This window comes from Clostridia bacterium, from assembly GCA_014360065.1.
In the GTDB taxonomy this organism is placed as follows: Bacteria; Bacillota; DSM-521; order Neomoorellales; family JACIYF01; genus JACIYF01.
Genome location: JACIYF010000055.1, coordinates 1 through 17,244 on the forward strand (window position 1 = coordinate 1; position 17,244 = coordinate 17,244).

The 17,244-nt window shown below is 54.1% G+C and carries 18 protein-coding genes; 11 read left to right on the forward strand and 7 right to left on the reverse strand.

Going from position 1 to position 17,244, the window contains the following annotated elements:
• Positions 1-201 precede the first annotated feature (201 nt).
• From H5U02_09105 to H5U02_09125, 5 genes are all read left to right on the forward strand, one after another.
• On the forward strand, positions 202-1,287 hold the full coding sequence (locus H5U02_09105; protein MBC7342585.1) for a glycoside hydrolase family 18: 1,086 nt from the start codon (positions 202-204) through the stop codon (positions 1,285-1,287).
• A 222-nt stretch (positions 1,288-1,509) separates the two neighbouring features.
• Entirely contained in the window at positions 1,510-1,908 is a 399-nt protein-coding gene (locus H5U02_09110) for a GntR family transcriptional regulator (GenBank protein ID MBC7342586.1), read from the forward strand.
• Positions 1,895-2,809 carry an ABC transporter ATP-binding protein gene (locus H5U02_09115; GenBank protein MBC7342587.1) on the forward strand — a complete coding sequence of 305 codons (915 nt, stop codon included), beginning with the start codon at positions 1,895-1,897 and terminating at the stop codon, positions 2,807-2,809. Before H5U02_09110 ends, H5U02_09115 begins: the two co-directional genes overlap by 14 nt.
• Position 2,810: 1 nt before the next feature.
• Positions 2,811-3,575 carry an ABC transporter permease subunit gene (locus H5U02_09120; GenBank protein MBC7342588.1) on the forward strand — a complete coding sequence of 255 codons (765 nt, stop codon included), beginning with the start codon at positions 2,811-2,813 and terminating at the stop codon, positions 3,573-3,575.
• Positions 3,576-3,643: 68 nt separating this feature from the next.
• Positions 3,644-3,946, forward strand: a complete 303-nt coding sequence (locus H5U02_09125) for a YbjQ family protein (GenBank protein ID MBC7342589.1) — start codon at positions 3,644-3,646, stop codon at positions 3,944-3,946.
• 6 nt (positions 3,947-3,952) lie between these two features.
• Here the strand turns inward: H5U02_09125 and H5U02_09130 are convergent, their stop codons facing one another.
• Positions 3,953-4,741 carry a YhfC family intramembrane metalloprotease gene (locus H5U02_09130; GenBank protein ID MBC7342590.1) on the reverse strand — a complete coding sequence of 263 codons (789 nt, stop codon included), beginning with the start codon at positions 4,739-4,741 and terminating at the stop codon, positions 3,953-3,955.
• Between the two features lie 251 nt (positions 4,742-4,992).
• Between H5U02_09130 and H5U02_09135 the strand changes: the two genes are divergently transcribed.
• The gene (locus tag H5U02_09135; GenBank protein ID MBC7342591.1) at positions 4,993-6,003 is read left to right on the forward strand and encodes a serine hydrolase; all 1,011 of its coding nucleotides are present in this window, start codon (positions 4,993-4,995) and stop codon (positions 6,001-6,003) included.
• A 27-nt stretch (positions 6,004-6,030) separates the two neighbouring features.
• On the opposite strand, the gene H5U02_09140 is transcribed toward H5U02_09135, so the two are convergent.
• Together H5U02_09140 and H5U02_09145 are read right to left on the reverse strand one after the other, a co-directional pair.
• Positions 6,031-7,092, reverse strand: a complete 1,062-nt coding sequence (locus H5U02_09140; GenBank protein MBC7342592.1) for a D-glycerate dehydrogenase — start codon at positions 7,090-7,092, stop codon at positions 6,031-6,033.
• Positions 7,049-9,472: a copper-translocating P-type ATPase gene (locus tag H5U02_09145; GenBank protein ID MBC7342593.1), complete on the reverse strand. Its 2,424-nt coding sequence runs from the start codon at positions 9,470-9,472 to the stop codon at positions 7,049-7,051. Before H5U02_09145 ends, H5U02_09140 begins: the two co-directional genes overlap by 44 nt.
• Before the next feature lie 227 nt (positions 9,473-9,699).
• Here H5U02_09145 and H5U02_09150 point away from each other — a divergent pair, with 227 nt between their 5' ends.
• The 3 genes from H5U02_09150 to H5U02_09160 are packed head-to-tail and all read left to right on the forward strand — an operon-like array spanning position 9,700 to position 13,416.
• On the forward strand, positions 9,700-10,809 hold the full coding sequence (locus tag H5U02_09150; protein ID MBC7342594.1) for a Coenzyme F420 hydrogenase/dehydrogenase, beta subunit C-terminal domain: 1,110 nt from the start codon (positions 9,700-9,702) through the stop codon (positions 10,807-10,809).
• Positions 10,806-12,800 carry an indolepyruvate ferredoxin oxidoreductase subunit alpha gene (locus tag H5U02_09155; GenBank protein MBC7342595.1) on the forward strand — a complete coding sequence of 665 codons (1,995 nt, stop codon included), beginning with the start codon at positions 10,806-10,808 and terminating at the stop codon, positions 12,798-12,800. Before H5U02_09150 ends, H5U02_09155 begins: the two co-directional genes overlap by 4 nt.
• Positions 12,781-13,416 (forward strand): indolepyruvate oxidoreductase subunit beta, encoded by a 636-nt coding sequence (locus H5U02_09160; GenBank protein MBC7342596.1) that lies wholly within the window; start codon positions 12,781-12,783, stop codon positions 13,414-13,416. The genes H5U02_09155 and H5U02_09160 overlap by 20 nt, the downstream gene beginning before the upstream one ends.
• A gap of 77 nt (positions 13,417-13,493) precedes the next feature.
• Here H5U02_09160 and H5U02_09165 read toward each other — a convergent pair whose 3' ends face one another.
• The gene (locus H5U02_09165) at positions 13,494-13,790 is read right to left on the reverse strand and encodes a LysM peptidoglycan-binding domain-containing protein (protein MBC7342597.1); all 297 of its coding nucleotides are present in this window, start codon (positions 13,788-13,790) and stop codon (positions 13,494-13,496) included.
• Between the two features lie 203 nt (positions 13,791-13,993).
• Between H5U02_09165 and H5U02_09170 the strand changes: the two genes are divergently transcribed.
• Positions 13,994-15,292, forward strand: coding sequence for a hypothetical protein (locus tag H5U02_09170; GenBank protein ID MBC7342598.1), 1,299 nt, complete (start codon positions 13,994-13,996; stop codon positions 15,290-15,292).
• Between the two features lie 85 nt (positions 15,293-15,377).
• Positions 15,378-15,839: a DUF523 domain-containing protein gene (locus tag H5U02_09175; protein MBC7342599.1), complete on the forward strand. Its 462-nt coding sequence runs from the start codon at positions 15,378-15,380 to the stop codon at positions 15,837-15,839.
• On the opposite strand, the gene H5U02_09180 is transcribed toward H5U02_09175, so the two are convergent.
• The 3 genes from H5U02_09180 to H5U02_09190 all read right to left on the reverse strand — a co-directional run bounded on the left by H5U02_09180 (position 15,789) and on the right by H5U02_09190 (position 17,233).
• Complete coding sequence (locus tag H5U02_09180; GenBank protein ID MBC7342600.1) at positions 15,789-16,343, reverse strand: ABC transporter permease; 555 nt, start codon at positions 16,341-16,343, stop codon at positions 15,789-15,791. The genes H5U02_09175 and H5U02_09180 overlap by 51 nt on opposite strands.
• Positions 16,344-16,431: 88 nt before the next feature.
• Positions 16,432-16,743 (reverse strand): hypothetical protein, encoded by a 312-nt coding sequence (locus H5U02_09185; protein ID MBC7342601.1) that lies wholly within the window; start codon positions 16,741-16,743, stop codon positions 16,432-16,434.
• Between the two features lie 7 nt (positions 16,744-16,750).
• Positions 16,751-17,233 carry an ATP-binding cassette domain-containing protein gene (locus H5U02_09190; GenBank protein MBC7342602.1) on the reverse strand — a complete coding sequence of 161 codons (483 nt, stop codon included), beginning with the start codon at positions 17,231-17,233 and terminating at the stop codon, positions 16,751-16,753.
• Between the last annotated feature and the right edge of the window lie 11 nt (positions 17,234-17,244).

Below are 17,244 nucleotides of genomic sequence, written 5' to 3' on the forward strand. Positions count from 1 at the left end.
GGCATATTACCAACTCCGTTTCCCGCCGCCAGTCAGCCTGGCTAAAGCTATAGATTATCTAGGCAACCCCCTCAACATTTTATTCCATTATTTAAGTCATGGCAAATTGAAGCACCACCTACAAATTTTCCCCGTATTAGCCTGGTTTTAGCTTCGAATCCTAAAATCAAAGGCAACCAAACCGCTGGGAGGTCAACATCGATGAACTGGGATAGCGTAGAACGATTTATCACCAAATTAATTAACAAAAGATACGCTGTTCCTGCTCTTATCCTTGGAGTAGTAGTCCTGATCTTGGGAGCCCTTACCTTCCGGCAGCCGCCCGGCAAGCCCTTAGCCCCACCCAGCCCTGAGTTGATTGGCTTTTATGAAAAAGGTTTTGGCACCACCGATCCCGGTTGGCCATCCCTTCAATCCCACTATCGGTATTTTGGCACGGTGTGTCCCTTCTGGTATTCTCTGCACGCCTCCGGGGATATCGAAACCATTCGCTTGGAACCACACGTCCGCGATTTCTTGATGAGCCAAAAGGGGCTTAAGGTTATCCCCTTGATTAATAACGCCGATGGTAACGACAAGATGTTAACCGATCCAGAGGTACGAAAAAGGGCAATCAAAAATATAACTGACTTGGTGGTAAACAACAAATACCATGGCATCAATATAGACTTTCAGGGCATCCCCGCTAAGGACAAGGATAATTATACCGCCTTTGTAAAGGAGCTGGCCGCCAGCCTTCATCCCAAAGGAAAAATGGTAACCTTGTCAGTATTTCCCAAGGTGGATGTGTCCCATGACGTCAGCGGGGCTTTCGATTACAAGGCTTTGGCCCAGTATGTCGACTGGATGGCCATGATGACCTATGACAATCACTCCGAGACTAGTGGCCCCGGTTCCGTAGCCCCCATCGATTGGGTAGAGCGCAACATTAAGTACGCGCTCTCCCAAGGGGTGCCAAGGGAGAAGCTGGTGATGACCGTGGCCTCCTACGGCTACGACTGGCCAGTGGGCAAGGGCAAAGCTATCAATGCCGGGATCAAAGACTTGCATGAACGAGCCCGAGAGCGGGGCGCCAGCATAAGATGGGATGACAGTAGTCAATCCTCCTTCTTTCGCTATACTGCCAATGATGGAAGCAAGCGAGAAGTATGGTTCGAAGACGGAAAGGCAGCTGCTGCCAAGGCTGCCCTGGCAAGAAAATATGGACTACGAGGTGTAGCAGTCTGGCGCCTGGGATTTGAAGATCCAGCGTACTTCCACACTGTGGTTGAAAGACTGAGGAGCTAAGAAGAGTTCCGCCCCTCCATTCGCTTGGAGCCAGCAACTTTAAGTTGCCGGCACCAACTAGGCCCAACCGTGAAGCTACCATCGTATCTAGCCTGAACCGGGTGAGAATCTCCAGCCGGCGAAAGCCTACCAAGAGCTTGACATTTGTACTAAGACAAAGTACAATTTAAGTACGTTGTATTAATACAATTTAAGATAGCCTTAGGCGTAGGAGCGTAAACCATGGTCTGGTTTCGGATCGACCCGGACAAAAACGTTCCTCTCTACCAACAAGTAACCCAGGAGATCAAGAAAGCTATTCGGTCTGGGGCTTTGGAGCCGGGTGAACGGCTTCCAACGGTGCGGCAGCTAGCCTCAGAGCTAGCTATTAACCCCAATACTGTGGCCCGGGCCTATTTGGAGCTGGAAAGGGACGGCTGGATCACTACCGCCCGCGGGGCAGGAACCTTCGTAACCACCAGCAAAAATAGCCAACCCATCTCAGAGGAGCCCTCCGGCCAGCCACTGCAAAACCTGCGCCTCCTCTTGCGACAAGCTGCGATCTTGGCCCAACAACTGGGGGTAAGTCAAGAACTGGCTATTGCCATCTTGCGGGAGGAATGGAAAAATGAACGCCGTTGAGATCAAGGGGTTGAGCAAGATCTTCCGGATCCGGCACCGGGAGGTCGTAGCAGTAGATGGGATTAATCTGGAGGTGCCGGCCGGTTCCGTGTTGGGGTTACTCGGCCCCAACGGCGCCGGTAAGACAACCACGTTGAAAATGCTGCTCGGCCTTACCCGACCTACCCGGGGCGAGGTTTGGGTATTAGGGAAGAATGTACTAACAGAAGGGGCCAGGTTCAAAGAAAGGATCGGCTACGTAGCTGAAAATCCAGCATTCTATCCGGCCATGACCGCCAAGCACCTAGCCGAATTCAACCGCCAGCTTTATCCCAACTGGGATCAGCAAGCGTTCCTAGCTCGCGCCTCCCAGCTCGACCTTCCTCTAGAGACCCCCTCAGCTAAACTCTCCAAGGGGCAAAGGGCCATTCTGGCCCTAGTGCTGGCCCTGGCCCAAAGGCCAGACCTGCTTATTCTAGATGAGCCCACCGCCGGCTTTGACCCGGTAGCCCGCCGCCAATTCTTGAGCATTTTGATGGAAGAAGTCGCCGACCGGGGATGCACGGTAATCCTTTCTTCCCATGACATTGATGAAGTTGAACGAGCCGCAGAGTCAGTAGCTATAATGGTAGCTGGGAAGATCCCGGTAACCAAGACCATCGAGGAATTGCGAGCCAGCGAGAAAAAGGTGCGGGTAGCCTTTCAATCTGAACCCCCGGCGGAACTCCTTCGCCACCCATGCATTCGCAGCATTGAGCAGGAAGGCCGACGCTATGTATTCACCGTCTCGGGAGAGCTGGAAGATTTCTTGGAAAAACTAGCCACAGTGCCCCAGTTTGCCATGGAAGTAGTGGACCTAAACCTGGAAGAGATCTTTCTTGGGTATGCCAACGCTCCCAGGCGCTCGAAGGAGAGTGAGTGAAATGCGGAACCGGTTTTGGGCCCTGACCAAGAAGGAGTTTTCCTCAGCTTGGCTAAAAGGACTGATCTGTCTGGCCATAGCTCTGGTTACCGGTATAACCTTACCCTATGCCTTTCACTGGTTAGGCGGGTTGTACTTGCCCAGCCAACTACCCGGTAGCCTCCGTCAGGCCTTGGATGCCCAGCTCCAAAACTACACTCTCTTCCTTTGGAGCAATTGGTACGGGAAAAACTTGCTCCAGTATATGCTGGTATTTGCCTTAATCTTTGGTGCTCCGAGCCTAGCGTCCGAGGCCGCCACCGGTAGCATTGGCTATACCCTGTCCAGGCCATTTAGCCGCAAACAGGTCCTGGGCGCCAAATTCTTGGCCAGCGGGGCTTGGCTGAGTTTGATTGCCGTCATTTCCACGTTGGGCTTGGGAGTTGCTACCTGGCTTTATCACCAACCAGTTGGGTGGGGACTCATCCTCCGAGGCTTGCCAGGTACCCTGGCCGGGACGTTACTAGCCTTGGCCATCAGCTTTGCTTTCTCGGCTGTAGTCGATGATTCCATCAAAGCAGCAATATTTAGCCTGGCGGTCCTGGCTGCTTTGGGCTGGCCCGCCTTCGTGCCCGGCTGGGCTCGGTTTTCTTACCTCACTTATATGGCAGCTGCCGGCCCGTTTGCAGTCCCGCTTTGGGTATGGTGGGGCACAGGAGCAGTGGCCGCCAGCGTAGTACTGCTCTACCTTTTGGCTCTCAAGCTGTTTGTAGGTAGAGACTACTAAGGTAAACCGGCCAACCCACTTGTCTAATAAAAAGTCGGGGACTAGATAAGACAGGAGGAGTGGTACCCATGCTACTGACAACCAGCGATTTACGCACCGAATACCAAGTATTAGGGCTAGTAAAGGGCTCATCCATGCGGGCCGTCCATTTAGGTAAGGACATCCTGGCGGCCCTACGAAAGCTGGTGGGAGGAAACGTAACCGAGTACGCCCAATTGCTAGAGGATGCCCGCAACGAGGCCCTTGCGAAAATGATCCAGGAGGCAGAATCTCTGGGAGCCAACGCTATTATCTGCATCCGCTTCGCCACCAGCACCATCACCACCGGGGCAGCAGAAATGATCGCTTACGGTACGGCAGTAAAGATCTGACCGACCCTAGGGTTGGGTGCTGCCATCACCCGCCTGGGAGCGTAAGGCCAGAGCTATGAGCCCCCAGAGGCCAATTAACCCGAAAATGACCATGACCAGTTCCATAAGCCATAGGTGGCCCAAAGAAGTGTTTAGCCCAAAGAATAGCCGGCCCCAGGCGGAAACGCCATAGACAATGGTCTTATATAGTAGCGAGGCCCAAAACCAGCGCAGCTGTCCTAATTGAGCTGCAACAAAAACCAAAACCACTCCCAAAGCATGGATGGGCATGAGGGCAGCCCGTTCCACTATGGGGGCTGTCGCCCACAGCCAAGCATGGTTCCAAACTGCAAAGCCAGCCTGGACATCTGGAGGAGCTAACCTAGTCAGCACCAGAATGACCGTAAGCAAGCCGGATATACCTAAGAACAAGGCCTCGGTGGCCCCAAAGCCTACCCCGAGGCCAACGGCTTGGCTATATTCTGCTTCGCGCCATAAACGCCACACTCGCATGGCTAGATAAGCCAAAAGATAAGCTAGTAGGCATTCAAGTATCGCAGTGCTCAGGCCTACGTAGGCAACAAAGGCACCTTTCTGGGCAGCAGGCGGGAGATGAAAATACAGCAATCGAGAAACCAAAAGGTTCATGAAGTAACCCCAGAAGGTTTTAAGGATAATGGCCAGCAACCATATCAGGGCCCCCCAACCCAAAATCCCCCAGGTAGCACCTAACCTTTTGGCGTACCAGATGGCCGCTACCCCTACCAAAATCATGCCGATACCGCCCAAGAGAAAAATAGGATTGGGACTGGCCACGTTTTTCCTCCCTGCTATTTGAACCTCACCATTAATATGGTTACAACCTGCCTGATTATACCACGGAAACCAGCACTGTGATAGGTTTGGCAGAATTTTTCTAAAGGAAATAAACTAAAACCGTCCAATACCTCTTGTAGGTTATCGTGCTCCCCTGCTAGCTTCCACCTTGTTTCCAACCCTCGTACATACCGACCAGCTTACATACAGCAATAGTCTTACTTCCATTGAAAGGAGAGGGTTTGGGAGCCATGATTAATTTCAGCCGCAGGCGGCGCCGTCTTTTTCTGCTAATCGGAGCCCCGACTTTAATTCTAGCCCTTATTTTGCCTCTAGCAGCATTTGCCTTAAACTACCAAGTAGCTCCTGGGGACAGCTTATGGAAAATTTCCCAACGCTTTAAGGTCAGCACCAACACTCTAAAACAGGTCAATAACCTCTCCGGGGATACCATTTATCCCGGACAAGTCCTTTACGTCCCCGACCAAGGATCTGGATCCCCCAATTATGCACCCCTAAGGCAGCAATTGGAGGATTTCGTCTCCCAACGAAAGGCCACCTACGGTATATACTTCAAGGATCTCATTAGCGGCAAGACCGTGGAAATCAACGCTTATACACCCATCCCAGCGGCCAGCACCGTCAAACTGCCTACGGTACTCTACCTAAACACTCTGGCAGCCCAAGGCAAAATCGACTGGCAAACCAAGCTGGCCTATCAAAGCCAGACTGATTACCAGGGAGGCAGCGGCATAATCCAGTTCGGGGCCAGAGAAGGTGATAAGTATACCCTGCGCACCCTGGCTACCATGGCTATTACCACCAGTGACAATATTGCTTACCGAATGTTAGTCCGATATCTGGGCCAGGACAGCATAGCCAATTATATGCGCAATCTGGGAGCCTGGACCGTATTTCCTGACGGGAAAAACCTCACCACAGCCAGGGATATGGGTGTATATTTGCAGGCAGTGCTGGACCTAAATCGCCAATACCCAGCAGTAGGCCGGCGGCTCATCGATGACATGGCCAATGGTATCTACAACGAGGCCCTGCCCCTCTACCTGCCCGATTCTGTGACCGTAGCTCATAAAGAAGGCTTCATCTGGGGCGTATGTAACGACGTGGGCATCGTCTATGGGTCCAGGCCGTATATAATAGCCGTCTTATCCCAAGGGCAAGATAATCCCGACCAGGGCTTCGCTGATATCGCCGAGATCAATCGCATGATCTACGATTACCAGGAACAACTAGCCCGGTAACTACGATCAACAGCCAAGATCAGGAACTTAAAGCACTTCGGGGTTGACCAAGTTGGCCGGACGTTCACCCTTAAGTCCGGCCAACAGGTTCTTAGCCGCCGTAATTGCCATCTTGGTCCGAGTAGCTACGGTGGCACTACCGATATGGGGCAAAAGAACCACGTTTTCCAGCTGAATTAGCGGGCTGTCAATGGGGAGCGGCTCCTTTTCATAAACATCCAAGCCCGCCGCCCAGATCAGTTTCTTTTGCAAAGCTTCAATTAAAGCCGCCTCGTCTACAACTGGCCCCCGAGCCACATTGACCAGTACCGCCGTAGGCTTCATGAGACTGAGTTCGCGTTTGCCGATCAGTCCCCGGGTTTCTTCGGTCAACGGAACGGTAATGACCACAAAATCGGCTTCCCTCAACAAAACCTCCAGCTGGCAATACCGGGCTCCCAGCCGGAGCTCGGCCTCAGGCTGCTGTTTGCGGCCGTAGTAAAGAATCTGCATATTGAATCCGCGGGCTCGAGCCGCTACAGCTTTGCCAATGCGCCCCAACCCCACTATCCCCAGGGTAGCGCCGTAAACATCTTGTCCTACCATGAAGTTGGGAGCCCAGCTTTTCCACTGGCCACTACGGACGATCCTCTCTCCCTCGCCCAACCGCCGAGCAGCAGCTAAGAGCAGGGCCCAAGCCAAGTCCGCCGTAGTTTCGGTTAGCACTCCGGGGGTATTGGTTACCATGATGCCCCGAGCCGTAGCCGCGGCCACATCTATATTGTCAAAGCCCACTGCCATGTTGGCAATTACCCGCAGGCGCGGCCGGTTAGCCGGTTGGGCCGGAAGCATGTCAGCTGGCACCGGGTCCTGACCCATTATTAAGGCCCCATCCACCTGTGCAAGCTTCTCCGCCAGAACCTGACCTGGGCAAGGGAGATCATGGTGAGGCCAGACCTCACAATCACATTCGGCCCGCAGGAGATCTTCTGCCTCACGGGCAACAATACGGCTAATAAATACCTTAGGACGACTGGTCAACGCTGAAATCCTCCTCACGTGCAAATTAGTCCTCCATAGCAAACCGCCAATGGCGCAAACGCAAGGCATTGGTTACTACCGACACCGAGCTAAAAGCCATGGCGGCTCCGGCAATCATGGGGGAAAGGTACCCAAGGGCAGCGATGGGAATGCCGGCCGAATTGTAGGCTAGGGCCCAGAAAAGGTTCTGGCGAATATTCTTCATGGTGGCACGGGAAAGCAGGATGCTAGCCACAATCCCCCTCAGGTCGCCCCGCATTAAAGTGACATCTGCCGTCTCCATGGCCACATCGGTACCCGTGCCAATAGCAAAACCCACATCCGCCACCGCCAAGGCCGGAGCATCGTTAATGCCATCCCCCACCATTCCTACTACCCGCCCCTTGGCCTTGAGGTTCTTCACCTGATCGGCCTTGTCCTCCGGCAAAACTTCCGCCAATACATGACTAGGGTCAATGCCGGCCTGAGCAGCAATGGCATGGGCGGTACGCCGGTTATCGCCGGTAATCATCCAGACTTCTAGCCCTGCTTTTTGCAAAGCCTCGATTGCTTCCCGCGAATGCGGTTTCAGAGTATCAGCCACGGCAACGATCCCAGCCGGTTGGCCATTAACGGCAACCAACATGGCGGTTTTCCCCTCCTGCTCCACCCGGCTAGCCTCTTGATCAAAAGCCGCACTACCTATACCTTGCTCCTCCATCAATTTGCGGTTGCCCACCAGGACGGTTCGGCCCTCCACCTGGGCAATTATCCCCCGGCCGGGTAAAGCTCGAAACTGAGTGATTCCTGAGTCATTCTCTGCTTCCAAGCTTCCGGTTTCCTGGGCTCTTTTGACAATCGCTTGCCCCAGAGGGTGCTCCGATTGCCTTTCCGCCTTGGCCACTAAAGCAAGAAGCTCGCCTGCGTCCAGGTTAGTCCCTGGGATGACTATTACATCGGTAACTTCTGGCTCCCCCTTGGTGATGGTACCAGTTTTGTCCAAGACGATTACGTTAAGTTGCTGCGCTTTCTCCAGATGGTCTCCACCCCTAAACAAGATCCCATTCTCGGCTCCCTTCCCAGTCCCTACCATAATGGAGGTAGGCGTAGCCAGGCCCAAGGCGCAAGGGCAAGCTATGACCAGCACCGCGGTAAAGTTGGTAAGGGCCCGAGAAAAATTGCCAGGATCCCCCCAGAAGTACCAAGCCATAAAAGTAATCACCGCCACGCCAATTACAGCCGGAACAAAATAACCGGAAATAACGTCGGCAATTCGCTGGATAGGAGCTTTTGTCCCTTGGGCTTCCTCCACCACCCTGACTATCTGAGCCAAAGCAGTATCTTTACCCACTTTAGTGGCACGGAATTTAAACGCCCCATGCTTGTTGATAGTAGCGCCTATGACTTCATCTCCCACCGTCTTGTCAACGGGTAAGCTCTCTCCAGTTAGCATGGATTCATCCACTGACGATGCCCCTTCGACTAGTACCCCGTCCACCGGTATTTTTTCACCGGGCCGGACCAGCACCAGATCGCCAACTTGCACCTCTTCGACGGGAACCTCCATCGTCACCCCATTCCGCTCCACCGTTGCCACCTTGGGGCAGAGCCCCATCAGCTTACGGATGGCTTCCGAGGTCCGTCCTTTAGCAATGGCTTCCAACATCTTGCCCAGCAAGACCAGAGTTATCAATACCGCCGCCGTCTCATAATAGAGTGGGCCAGGCTGGACGAAGGTGTTGTACACGCTGTAAAGATAGGCAGCCGAAGTTCCCATGGCTACCAGCACATCCATATTGGCGCTTCCGGATCTTAACGACAAATAGGCTCCCCGATAAAAGGGCCACCCGGATACGAATTGTACCGGCGTCGCCAGGGCAAATTGGGCAAAGGGGGACATGAGCCACATAGGATACCAACCCCAGCCCAAGACATGAACCAACATGGTGACTAGGAGGGGGGCCGACAGAATAGCTGCCAATAAGAAAAGGCGGCGCCTATAGGCAATCTCCCCCTCCCTTTCTTTTTGCTCCCGGTCCATGGTCAGCTGGTAAGCAGGTTCAGCCCCGTAACCTAGGGCTATTACTGCCTTTTTCATGTCTTCAAAGCCAATGGTGCCGGGATTGTATTCCACCGTGGCTCGTTCAGTGGCCAAGTTAACCCCAGCATGGACAACGCCCGGCAAGGAATTGAGCTTCCTCTCAATCCGGCTAGCGCAAGCAGCACAGCTCATGCCAATGAGCTTTATTTCTACCTTATCGGTTGGGACGTCATACCCGATATCGCGAATAGTCTTAACCATATCGCCCAGGCTCACTACTTGGGGATCATAGATTACAGTAGCCTTTTCTACCGTCAAGTTTACGGTTGCCTCTTCAACACCCGGCAAGCGCTGCAATCCTTTTTCGATGCGGTTGGCACAAGCGGCACAGCTCATGCCCGACACAGGAAGAGTGATTTTCGACGGCATGCTACGGCCTCCTTGGGCGAACAAGCAATAGTTTCCTTAGTTAGTTATAGCATTCCCGGGCAAGCAGTCAACCTACATAAGCTACCACCGCAATTGGCTACGAGCTACGGTTGCGCTACTTGCTGGTAAAGAGTAGAATAAAGGTCAAGAGATTGGAAGTAATTATTATGACTTAGTACTAATACTATATGATAAAGAACTTAGGCTAGTTTAAAAATAGAAGGGGGTTGAATTACCGCAAAATGGATCAGGAACTCTTGCCACCGCTTGATCAGTGCTCCAGCTGTGGAATGTGTGCCGGGATCTGCCCCTACATAGGTTATGCCGCTGATCGAGTGCGGCCAATTTACACCTGTCCCCTCCGGCAGGAAGGTGCAACTCCAAGCCAGGGAAAAGATAGCCCCTCCGTAGAAAATGCCCTTGGCTGTAGCTCCATCTCCGGCGGGTATTGCCGGCAGGTTTGCCCACAGACGGCTCACGATGGCAAAAAACTGGCTGCAATGGTGTTTGGTAGACGAGCCCCTGACCTCGATTTCGGCCATTATCAGCAAATCTATTTTGCCAGGGCCAACCCGGCTATTCGTCCCCAAGGGGCACAGTATGGAGGAGTAGTTAGTGCCTTGGCCCAATGGACCCTGGAACAGGAATGGTCACAGGGGGTAATCGCCGTCAGCAACGTTTTCCCCTACCCTTCCCCGTATCTCGCCACCAACAGCCAGGAACTTGCCAATTGCGCTGGCTCGCGCTACCTGGCAGTGCCTTCCCTGGCTGCCCGATTACAAGCCAAGCAACAGCACCTCGATTCCTTGACCATCATTGGTCGCCCTTGTCAAGTAACGGCATGGCGCCGTCTAGAGGTGCTAAACAATACCATCGAAGCAAAAAGCTACCTAGACTCACCCAAAGCTGCATTGATTATCGGCCTCTTTTGCTTCTGGGCCTTGGATAGCGCTTTCTACCCTTGGTTAAAAGGTCGCATAGGAACCTTGCCCCACTGGATGGACATCGGGCCTCAAGAGGTAATATTGAAGACCGATCAAGGAGAAAAGCGAGTGCCAGTAGATGAAATTCGGCCTTTCATCCGCCCCGCTTGCCTTAGCTGCCCCGATCCTACTAGCGAATTAGCAGATGTAGCTGTTGGCTCCACAGAATTAGATCCCCAATGGAACACCCTGGTAATCCGTAGCGACCGAGGGTGCAAACTAGTCGGCGCCGCCCAGGATGCTGGCTGGCTAGAACTTAAACCGTACCCGGCCGAACGACTGCCCATATTGAGACAAGCTGTTCACAACAAAAAGCTGCGGGTTATTAAGGCCAAGGAGGCGGTTAATCAATGAATGCTGAAGTCCTATTGGATGATGCTGGCAGGGAGGTACTGCTGACCGGCAACGAAGCCGTTGCTAGGGGAGCCTTAGAGGCGGGAGTAAACTATGCTGCTTCCTATCCAGGCTCACCTACCGCCGAAATCTTAGAAGCGCTAGCCCAAGCCCAGAAGCTCTACCCTGACCGCTTGTACACGGAATGGTCGGTTAACGAAAAGGTGGCCATGGAAGGCGCTGCTGCCGCTTCCTTCGCCGGACTTCGCTCCCTGACTATTATGAAGTGCGACGGCCTCAACGTAGCCTTTGACTTTCTAACCAGCCTTGGTTTGTCCGGAACCCGGGGAGGAATGGTGATAGCCGTAGGCGATGACCCCAGCGCTCATTCCAGCGCCAAAGAAGAAGACTCCCGCTATTTAGGCCGGTTGGCTCACCTCGCCATTTGGGAACCAGCTGATAGCCAACAAGCCAAGGAGATGGTTAAGGCCGCTTTTGATCTCTCGGAACAAATGGGTCAGCCGGTGATGCTACGCCTTACCACCAGAGTTTGTCATGCGGCTACCAACGCCACCCTCGGTCCTCTCCCGAAAGGACCTGCGCCTCAAGCAATCATTGCTCCTACCGATAAGTTCATCACCTGGATTGAAGGCCACAAGGCCCAGGAAGAGAGGCTGCTTGGGGCCGTGCAAGTAGCCAACCGATCCAACTTCAACCGTTACCTAGGACCAGACCAACCCGAGATCTTGGTAGTGGCATGTGGCCCCAGCTTTCATTATGCCCACGAGGCAGTGGAAGAGCTTAGGGCAAAGGCTGAGGACTGGGGTTTGGGCTCCTTGAATGGCATCGGGATTCTCCAGTTAGCCACGGCGTGGCCATTACCAGAAGAGCTGCTTCTAGGTTACCTTAAATCAGCCCGACAGGTGATAGTCCTGGAGGAAATCGAACCGTTCGTGGAGGATTACCTCCTGGGGCTGGTAGCCCGAAACAGCAGCACGCTGGGTCAAACTGTCGTTTACGGTAAGCATTCTGGCCACGTAGCCAGTTCTAACGGCATAGGGCTGGGAGAACTCAATCCCGAGCTGGTATACCGAGCCATAGCCAAAGCAATCGCGCCTGGCGCCCTTGCCCCAGTAGCTAGCACAGCTACACCTAGCTCCAAACCCTCAGAAGCTGGGGAACAACCTAGTTTCCCTGGTCGGGACTTGGCTTTCTGCGCTGGATGCCCTCATCGGGCTTCATTTTGGGCCCTGCGCTCAGCCCTAGAGCTAGACGGCCGGCGCGGAATCATCTTAGGTGACATCGGCTGCTATTCGCTGGCTAAGGGGCGCACCGGCTTCAACGCATTTCAAACTATGCACGCCATGGGATCGGGAGCCGGGATCGCTAGCGGCCTCGGCCAACTGTGGCGGTTTGGGTTTTCTCAACCTGTAGTGGCAGTAGTGGGAGATTCCACCTTCTACCATGCGGTAGTGCCAGCTTTAATCAACGGGCGTTATACCCAATCCAATTTCCTATGCATAATCCTGGATAACCAGACTACCGCCATGACCGGACACCAGCCCCACCCAGGCACCGGGGGTGGAGCCGCCGGTGACCCCCTTCCGCCGGTTCCTATGGAACAGATCATTTCCGGCCTGGGGTTGCCCTTTACGATACTTGATCCTTTCGACATTCCTAAAGCAACGGCCGGGATCTACGCCGCCTTGCAGCAACCAGGCGTACAGATATTGATCCTGCGGCAAACCTGCGCCCTGATAGCCACCAAACGGGAGATTCGCCCCGAAGTCTATGTAGACCCCGACCTGTGCCGAGGTTATAACTGTAGCTGCTTCAATTTCTGCAGTCGGGTTTTCGCTTGCCCAGGAAATATCTGGGATGACCAGCGCGGTGTGGCCAGCATCGATCAGTCGGTATGCAACCGTTGCGGCGTCTGCATCAGCTTGTGTCCAGCTGGGGCAATCAAAACCAGAACCGAGGAGGACGTAAGCCATGAGCAGCTCGCTAGTTAACCTGGTTATCGCAGGAGTTGGCGGCCAGGGAAATGTTTTGGCCAGCCAGATTATTGGGCGCACCGCTGTAGCTTGCGGCTGGAAAGTTGCTAGCGCCGATACTTTTGGCGTCTCCCAGCGGGGCGGCTCAGTGATGAGCCACCTTCGTTTAGCGCCTCAAGGGAGCTATGGCCCTTTAGTCCCCCCCAAGCGGGCCCACATAATTCTTGGTCTGGAGCCGCTGGAAACAGCCCGAGTGTTGAGCACCTATGGTAACCCTCATACCAAACTGCTCCTCAACCCTAGACCCAACTTTCCTCTGGCAGTCCTGATAAGGGAGAGGAGCTACCCGGACCTCCACCAGTTATTGTCACATATCCGTAACCAAAGCTCCGAAGTACGAGAAATCCAAGCCGCTCAGCTTGCCGAGACAGCGGGAACGTTGCTAGCCCAAAATGTGGTTATGACGGGAGCCTTAGCCGGAACCGGTTGGTTGCCTTTTCCGGCTGAAGCTTATAAGCGAGTTCTTAACAGCATATTTGGCAGCGACCAATCTAAATCTAAAAAGCTCGACCTCAACCTGTATGCGTTTGAGCTGGGCTACCAAGCGGCAACTCACGCCGCTCAGGCTAGCTGAAAGCATAGAAAAGCTTTCTCAAGGGACAGGGGGCGGCCATCGATGGCCTCCCCCTGCTCTGGCCTCTACTTTAGTGCCTACTTCTGGTAGGGATCAACTGGCGGTCCCGGCGGCCGTGGCGGCATGGGCGGGCGGTGTGGGCACGGAATACAAACAATCTCTCCCACTTGCAGGTTGTTGGGGTCAGCGCAAGGATTGAGTCGGACAATGTCATCGGTCCGTACCCGATAACGCTGGGCTAGATTGTAAAAAGTATCCCCAGGCTGGATGACATGATGGATATGCATAGCCATCGGACACATGCGCATACCTGGGCCAGGCCCTGGCGGACCCCAATCGTCCCAACCAGGATAATCCCAACGATAATCTGACATTTGCTTCCCTCCCCCTATTTGGTTCCAACAATCTAGTACTGGTAATTCAGCTTCCCAGATCTTGGGCCATTGCTCTTCTTATGTTTATGAGAAAAATCTCCCAGAGGTTACTGCTGTGCTACAGGCACCAACCTTACGGTTAGGTAGTGCATTTGCGGGGAAACTAAGCAAGGAAACCACAGATTGTCAGCGGAGGATCGAGATTGAGAACCAACAAAACCACCAGCTTTTCTACCTTTCAAGTAGCTGCGGCCTACGTGGGCACGGTGGTGGGGGCTGGATTCGCCTCCGGACAGGAGATATTGCAGTTCTTCTCCAGCTTCGGCCCCTGGGGGCTATTGGGCCTAGCTGGAGCCACTCTCCTATTCATCCTTCTTGGCCATATAATCCTGCAGGCTGGGCACCGCCTGGGAGTTCAATCTTATCAGCCGCTTTTGGTGGATGTAGGTGGCCGGTGGCTGGGAAAGGCAATGGACTTCTTGATCACTTTCTTTTTATTTGGTTTTTTAACGGTAATGGCAGCAGGCGCTGGGGCCATTTTTGCAGAGCAGTTTGCCTTAAATGCCTTATGGGGCAGCGCGCTCATGGTCATTCTTGCGGCCCTAACCGTATTAATGGGTTTGGGCGCGGTAGTTTCCGCTTTAAGCATTGTGGCCCCTTTCTTGATTGCGGCCGTGCTATTAGTGGGAGCAACGAATATCTGGCCCTATCTTACCGCTGGCGCCACAGCGCCCCCTGGAACCGGCACTGGCCCTGGCATGGTTGCCCCCCAAGTAAGAACTCCCATGGGACCCAACGAACTGGCCGGCTCCCCGGCTGCTACTCCCGTAGCCGGACCCAGCTCATGGAGCGCCAGATTAGGCATAACCCTAAGCGTGCCTCTGCTGGAAAAGCTGGGCTGGTCGGATTTGGCTCGAGCCGCCGCTCCCTTCTGGCCCCTAGCCGCCTTATTGTATACTTCCTATAACCTGATTTTGGCCCTTCCAGTATTGGTGCCCATCAGCAGTGCCAGCCGCCCTCGCCAGCTCCTCCGCGGGGCTATAGCTGGCGGCCTAGGGTTAGGATTAGGTGCTCTGGCCATTTACTTGGCCATTCTGGCCAACCTACCGCTGATCGCCACCAGGGAAGTACCCATGCTCTACGCCGCCAACAATCTAGCCTCCTGGGCCGATCTCCCTTACAGCCTCATCTTGTTAGCCGAAGTTTATAATACCGCTGTCGGCAGCTTATACGGGTTTAGCGTCCGTTGGGCTGATCCTAATAGCCCTCATTTTCGATGGGTGGTTACCGGCTCCGGAGTAGCGGCTTTGCTAGCGGCTCAGTTGGGATTCTCGCGCATGGTCGGCATCGTTTTCCCAGCCATAGGGTACACGGGTTTCCTTTTCCTTGCAGCCCTAGCCTATCGCTGGGCCCAAAGGCGGTGGTGGTCCCGACCAGTCTCACCAGTGCCAACAACCGCAGTTGGCCCTGCTGCTGCCAAGCCTAGAAGGTCGAAGAAATAGCTTTAACGGTGAGGCACAATCCGACGACCGTTGAACAAGGCGAGGGGAAATGCTATCTTGGTATTGGACTGGGAGGGGGCAGCCAATGCCAAAAAGAGCGATACTGGTGAGTGCCTGCCTGGCCGGGCAAAACTGCAAGTATAACGGTGGCAACAACCTAGACCCAGAAATCCATGAGCTAGTACGTCAAGGCTCGGCAATACCCATCTGTCCGGAATGTCTAGGTAAGCTCCCCATTCCCCGCCCCCCAGCCGAGATCCAGGGTGGCAACGGGTTAGATGTGCTCAGTGGCAAGGCCAAAGTGCTCGACTGTGAAGGCAAAGACGTTACCCAAGCTTTTCTCGAAGGCGCCTGGGCTGTACTGGCTCAGGCTGAACGGCTGAACCCATCGTTGATAATCCTTAAGGAGAAGAGTCCATCCTGCGGTACCACTCTTATCTATGACGGTAGCTTCTCGGGACGGACCAGACCTGGGCCCGGAGTGACTGCCGCTCTCCTACGCCAGCAACACTTCACTCTGCGAAGCGAAAGAAACTGGAAAGAATAAAGGCATAGTGATTACCTGGCCGATACCCATAAAGCGTTCCCGGGTTTTCAGCAGAGCGGCAAAGATCATCGACAGGGTGGCAAAAAATGAGGCGCCAATCAGTATCGTCAGCATACTAAAAACTACTCCGGCCACGCTCCAGCGAATATCCAGCCGCAATAAAAAGGCCAGGAGAAGGATAATGACTACCTGGATGAGGGCGCGGATGCCGGCTCCCAGAGCTTTACCGGTGACAAAAGCGGCCCGGGGTACCGGCATGGCCAGGAGTTTTTGCAGGATACCCTGGTCCCGGTCCCAGATAATACTCAAACCATAAAATATGGCAATGAACATCATGGACTGAGCCAGGATGCCGGGGGCCATGAAGGTCTGGTAGTCGACACCGCCAGTTGGTATGGCCCGGATGCGGGAAAAGGCCTGCCCAAAAATCAGCAACCATAAAACCGGCTGCACGGCCCGGGTAAATAATTCAGTCGGATCGTGGCGCAGCTTGCGGATCTCCATTTCCGTCACAACCAGAGAGCCATTCAGGTAAGCCACCAACCTGCTTCCCAGTCCCGGGGACGGCAGAATGCTATCGCTTGCTTCCCTTTCAATGGTAGCGCTGGACGCGGCGGCGTATCTGACGCATTTCACGAAAACTCCCCCCTGTCTCCAACTGGCCGCCGGTAAAATAAGTAAAAACGTCCTCCAGGGTAGCGTTGGGAATGCCGGTCTTCTTTTTTAGCTCGTCCGGCGTACCCTGAACGGCGATCCGACCACGATTCATAATGGCTACCCGCCGGCAGGCGGCTTCAGCCTCCTCCATGTAGTGGGTAGTCATCAATATTGTCAGACCTACCTCTTTGTGCAGCAACTCCAGAGTATTCCAGACGGTGTGACGGGCCACAGGGTCCAAACCCACCGTCGGCTCATCTAAAAATCAATACCCGCGGCTGGTGCAGGATGGCCTGGCCTATCTCCAAACGGCGCACCATACCGCCGGAATACTCCTTTACTAACTGGTGGGCCGCTTCTTGAAGGCTAAGGAGAGCCAGGATCTCCTGGATGCGCTCCTCGCGTACCTTCCTGTCAAGCTGTAGCAACTTGGCGAAGAACAACAGGTTTTCGTATCCTGTCAGGGTGCCGTCTGTTGACAGGGCCTGGGGAACATAGCCGATGAGGCGGCGAACCAGGTTCCCCCGTCGGAGTGCGTCTATCCCTTCAATGAGTATTTGACCACCGGTTGGCGGCAAAAGAGTAGCCAGCATCCGAATGGTTGTGGTCTTGCCAGCCCCGTTGGGACCTAGAAGTCCAAATACTTCACCTGCTTCAACGTCAAAGCTGATTCCTGCTACTGCCTCGTGTTTCCCGAAGCGCCTAACCAGATCTTTTACTTCCACAGACCACCCCATGAGTGCTCGGG

Coding starts and splice junctions, on each gene's coding strand:
- H5U02_09190 (MBC7342602.1), bottom strand. CDS start 17,233: ATGGGGTGGTCTGTGGAAGTAAAAGATCTGGTTAGGCGCTTCGGGAAA.
- H5U02_09175 (MBC7342599.1), top strand. CDS start 15,378: ATGCCAAAAAGAGCGATACTGGTGAGTGCCTGCCTGGCCGGGCAAAAC.
- H5U02_09120 (MBC7342588.1), top strand. CDS start 2,811: ATGCGGAACCGGTTTTGGGCCCTGACCAAGAAGGAGTTTTCCTCAGCT.
- H5U02_09160 (MBC7342596.1), top strand. CDS start 12,781: ATGAGCAGCTCGCTAGTTAACCTGGTTATCGCAGGAGTTGGCGGCCAG.
- H5U02_09140 (MBC7342592.1), bottom strand. CDS start 7,092: ATGCCTTGCGTTTGCGCCATTGGCGGTTTGCTATGGAGGACTAATTTG.
- H5U02_09165 (MBC7342597.1), bottom strand. CDS start 13,790: ATGTCAGATTATCGTTGGGATTATCCTGGTTGGGACGATTGGGGTCCG.
- H5U02_09155 (MBC7342595.1), top strand. CDS start 10,806: ATGAATGCTGAAGTCCTATTGGATGATGCTGGCAGGGAGGTACTGCTG.
- H5U02_09135 (MBC7342591.1), top strand. CDS start 4,993: ATGATTAATTTCAGCCGCAGGCGGCGCCGTCTTTTTCTGCTAATCGGA.
- H5U02_09145 (MBC7342593.1), bottom strand. CDS start 9,472: ATGCCGTCGAAAATCACTCTTCCTGTGTCGGGCATGAGCTGTGCCGCT.
- H5U02_09110 (MBC7342586.1), top strand. CDS start 1,510: ATGGTCTGGTTTCGGATCGACCCGGACAAAAACGTTCCTCTCTACCAA.
- H5U02_09180 (MBC7342600.1), bottom strand. CDS start 16,343: ATGGAGATCCGCAAGCTGCGCCACGATCCGACTGAATTATTTACCCGG.
- H5U02_09105 (MBC7342585.1), top strand. CDS start 202: ATGAACTGGGATAGCGTAGAACGATTTATCACCAAATTAATTAACAAA.
- H5U02_09125 (MBC7342589.1), top strand. CDS start 3,644: ATGCTACTGACAACCAGCGATTTACGCACCGAATACCAAGTATTAGGG.
- H5U02_09115 (MBC7342587.1), top strand. CDS start 1,895: ATGAACGCCGTTGAGATCAAGGGGTTGAGCAAGATCTTCCGGATCCGG.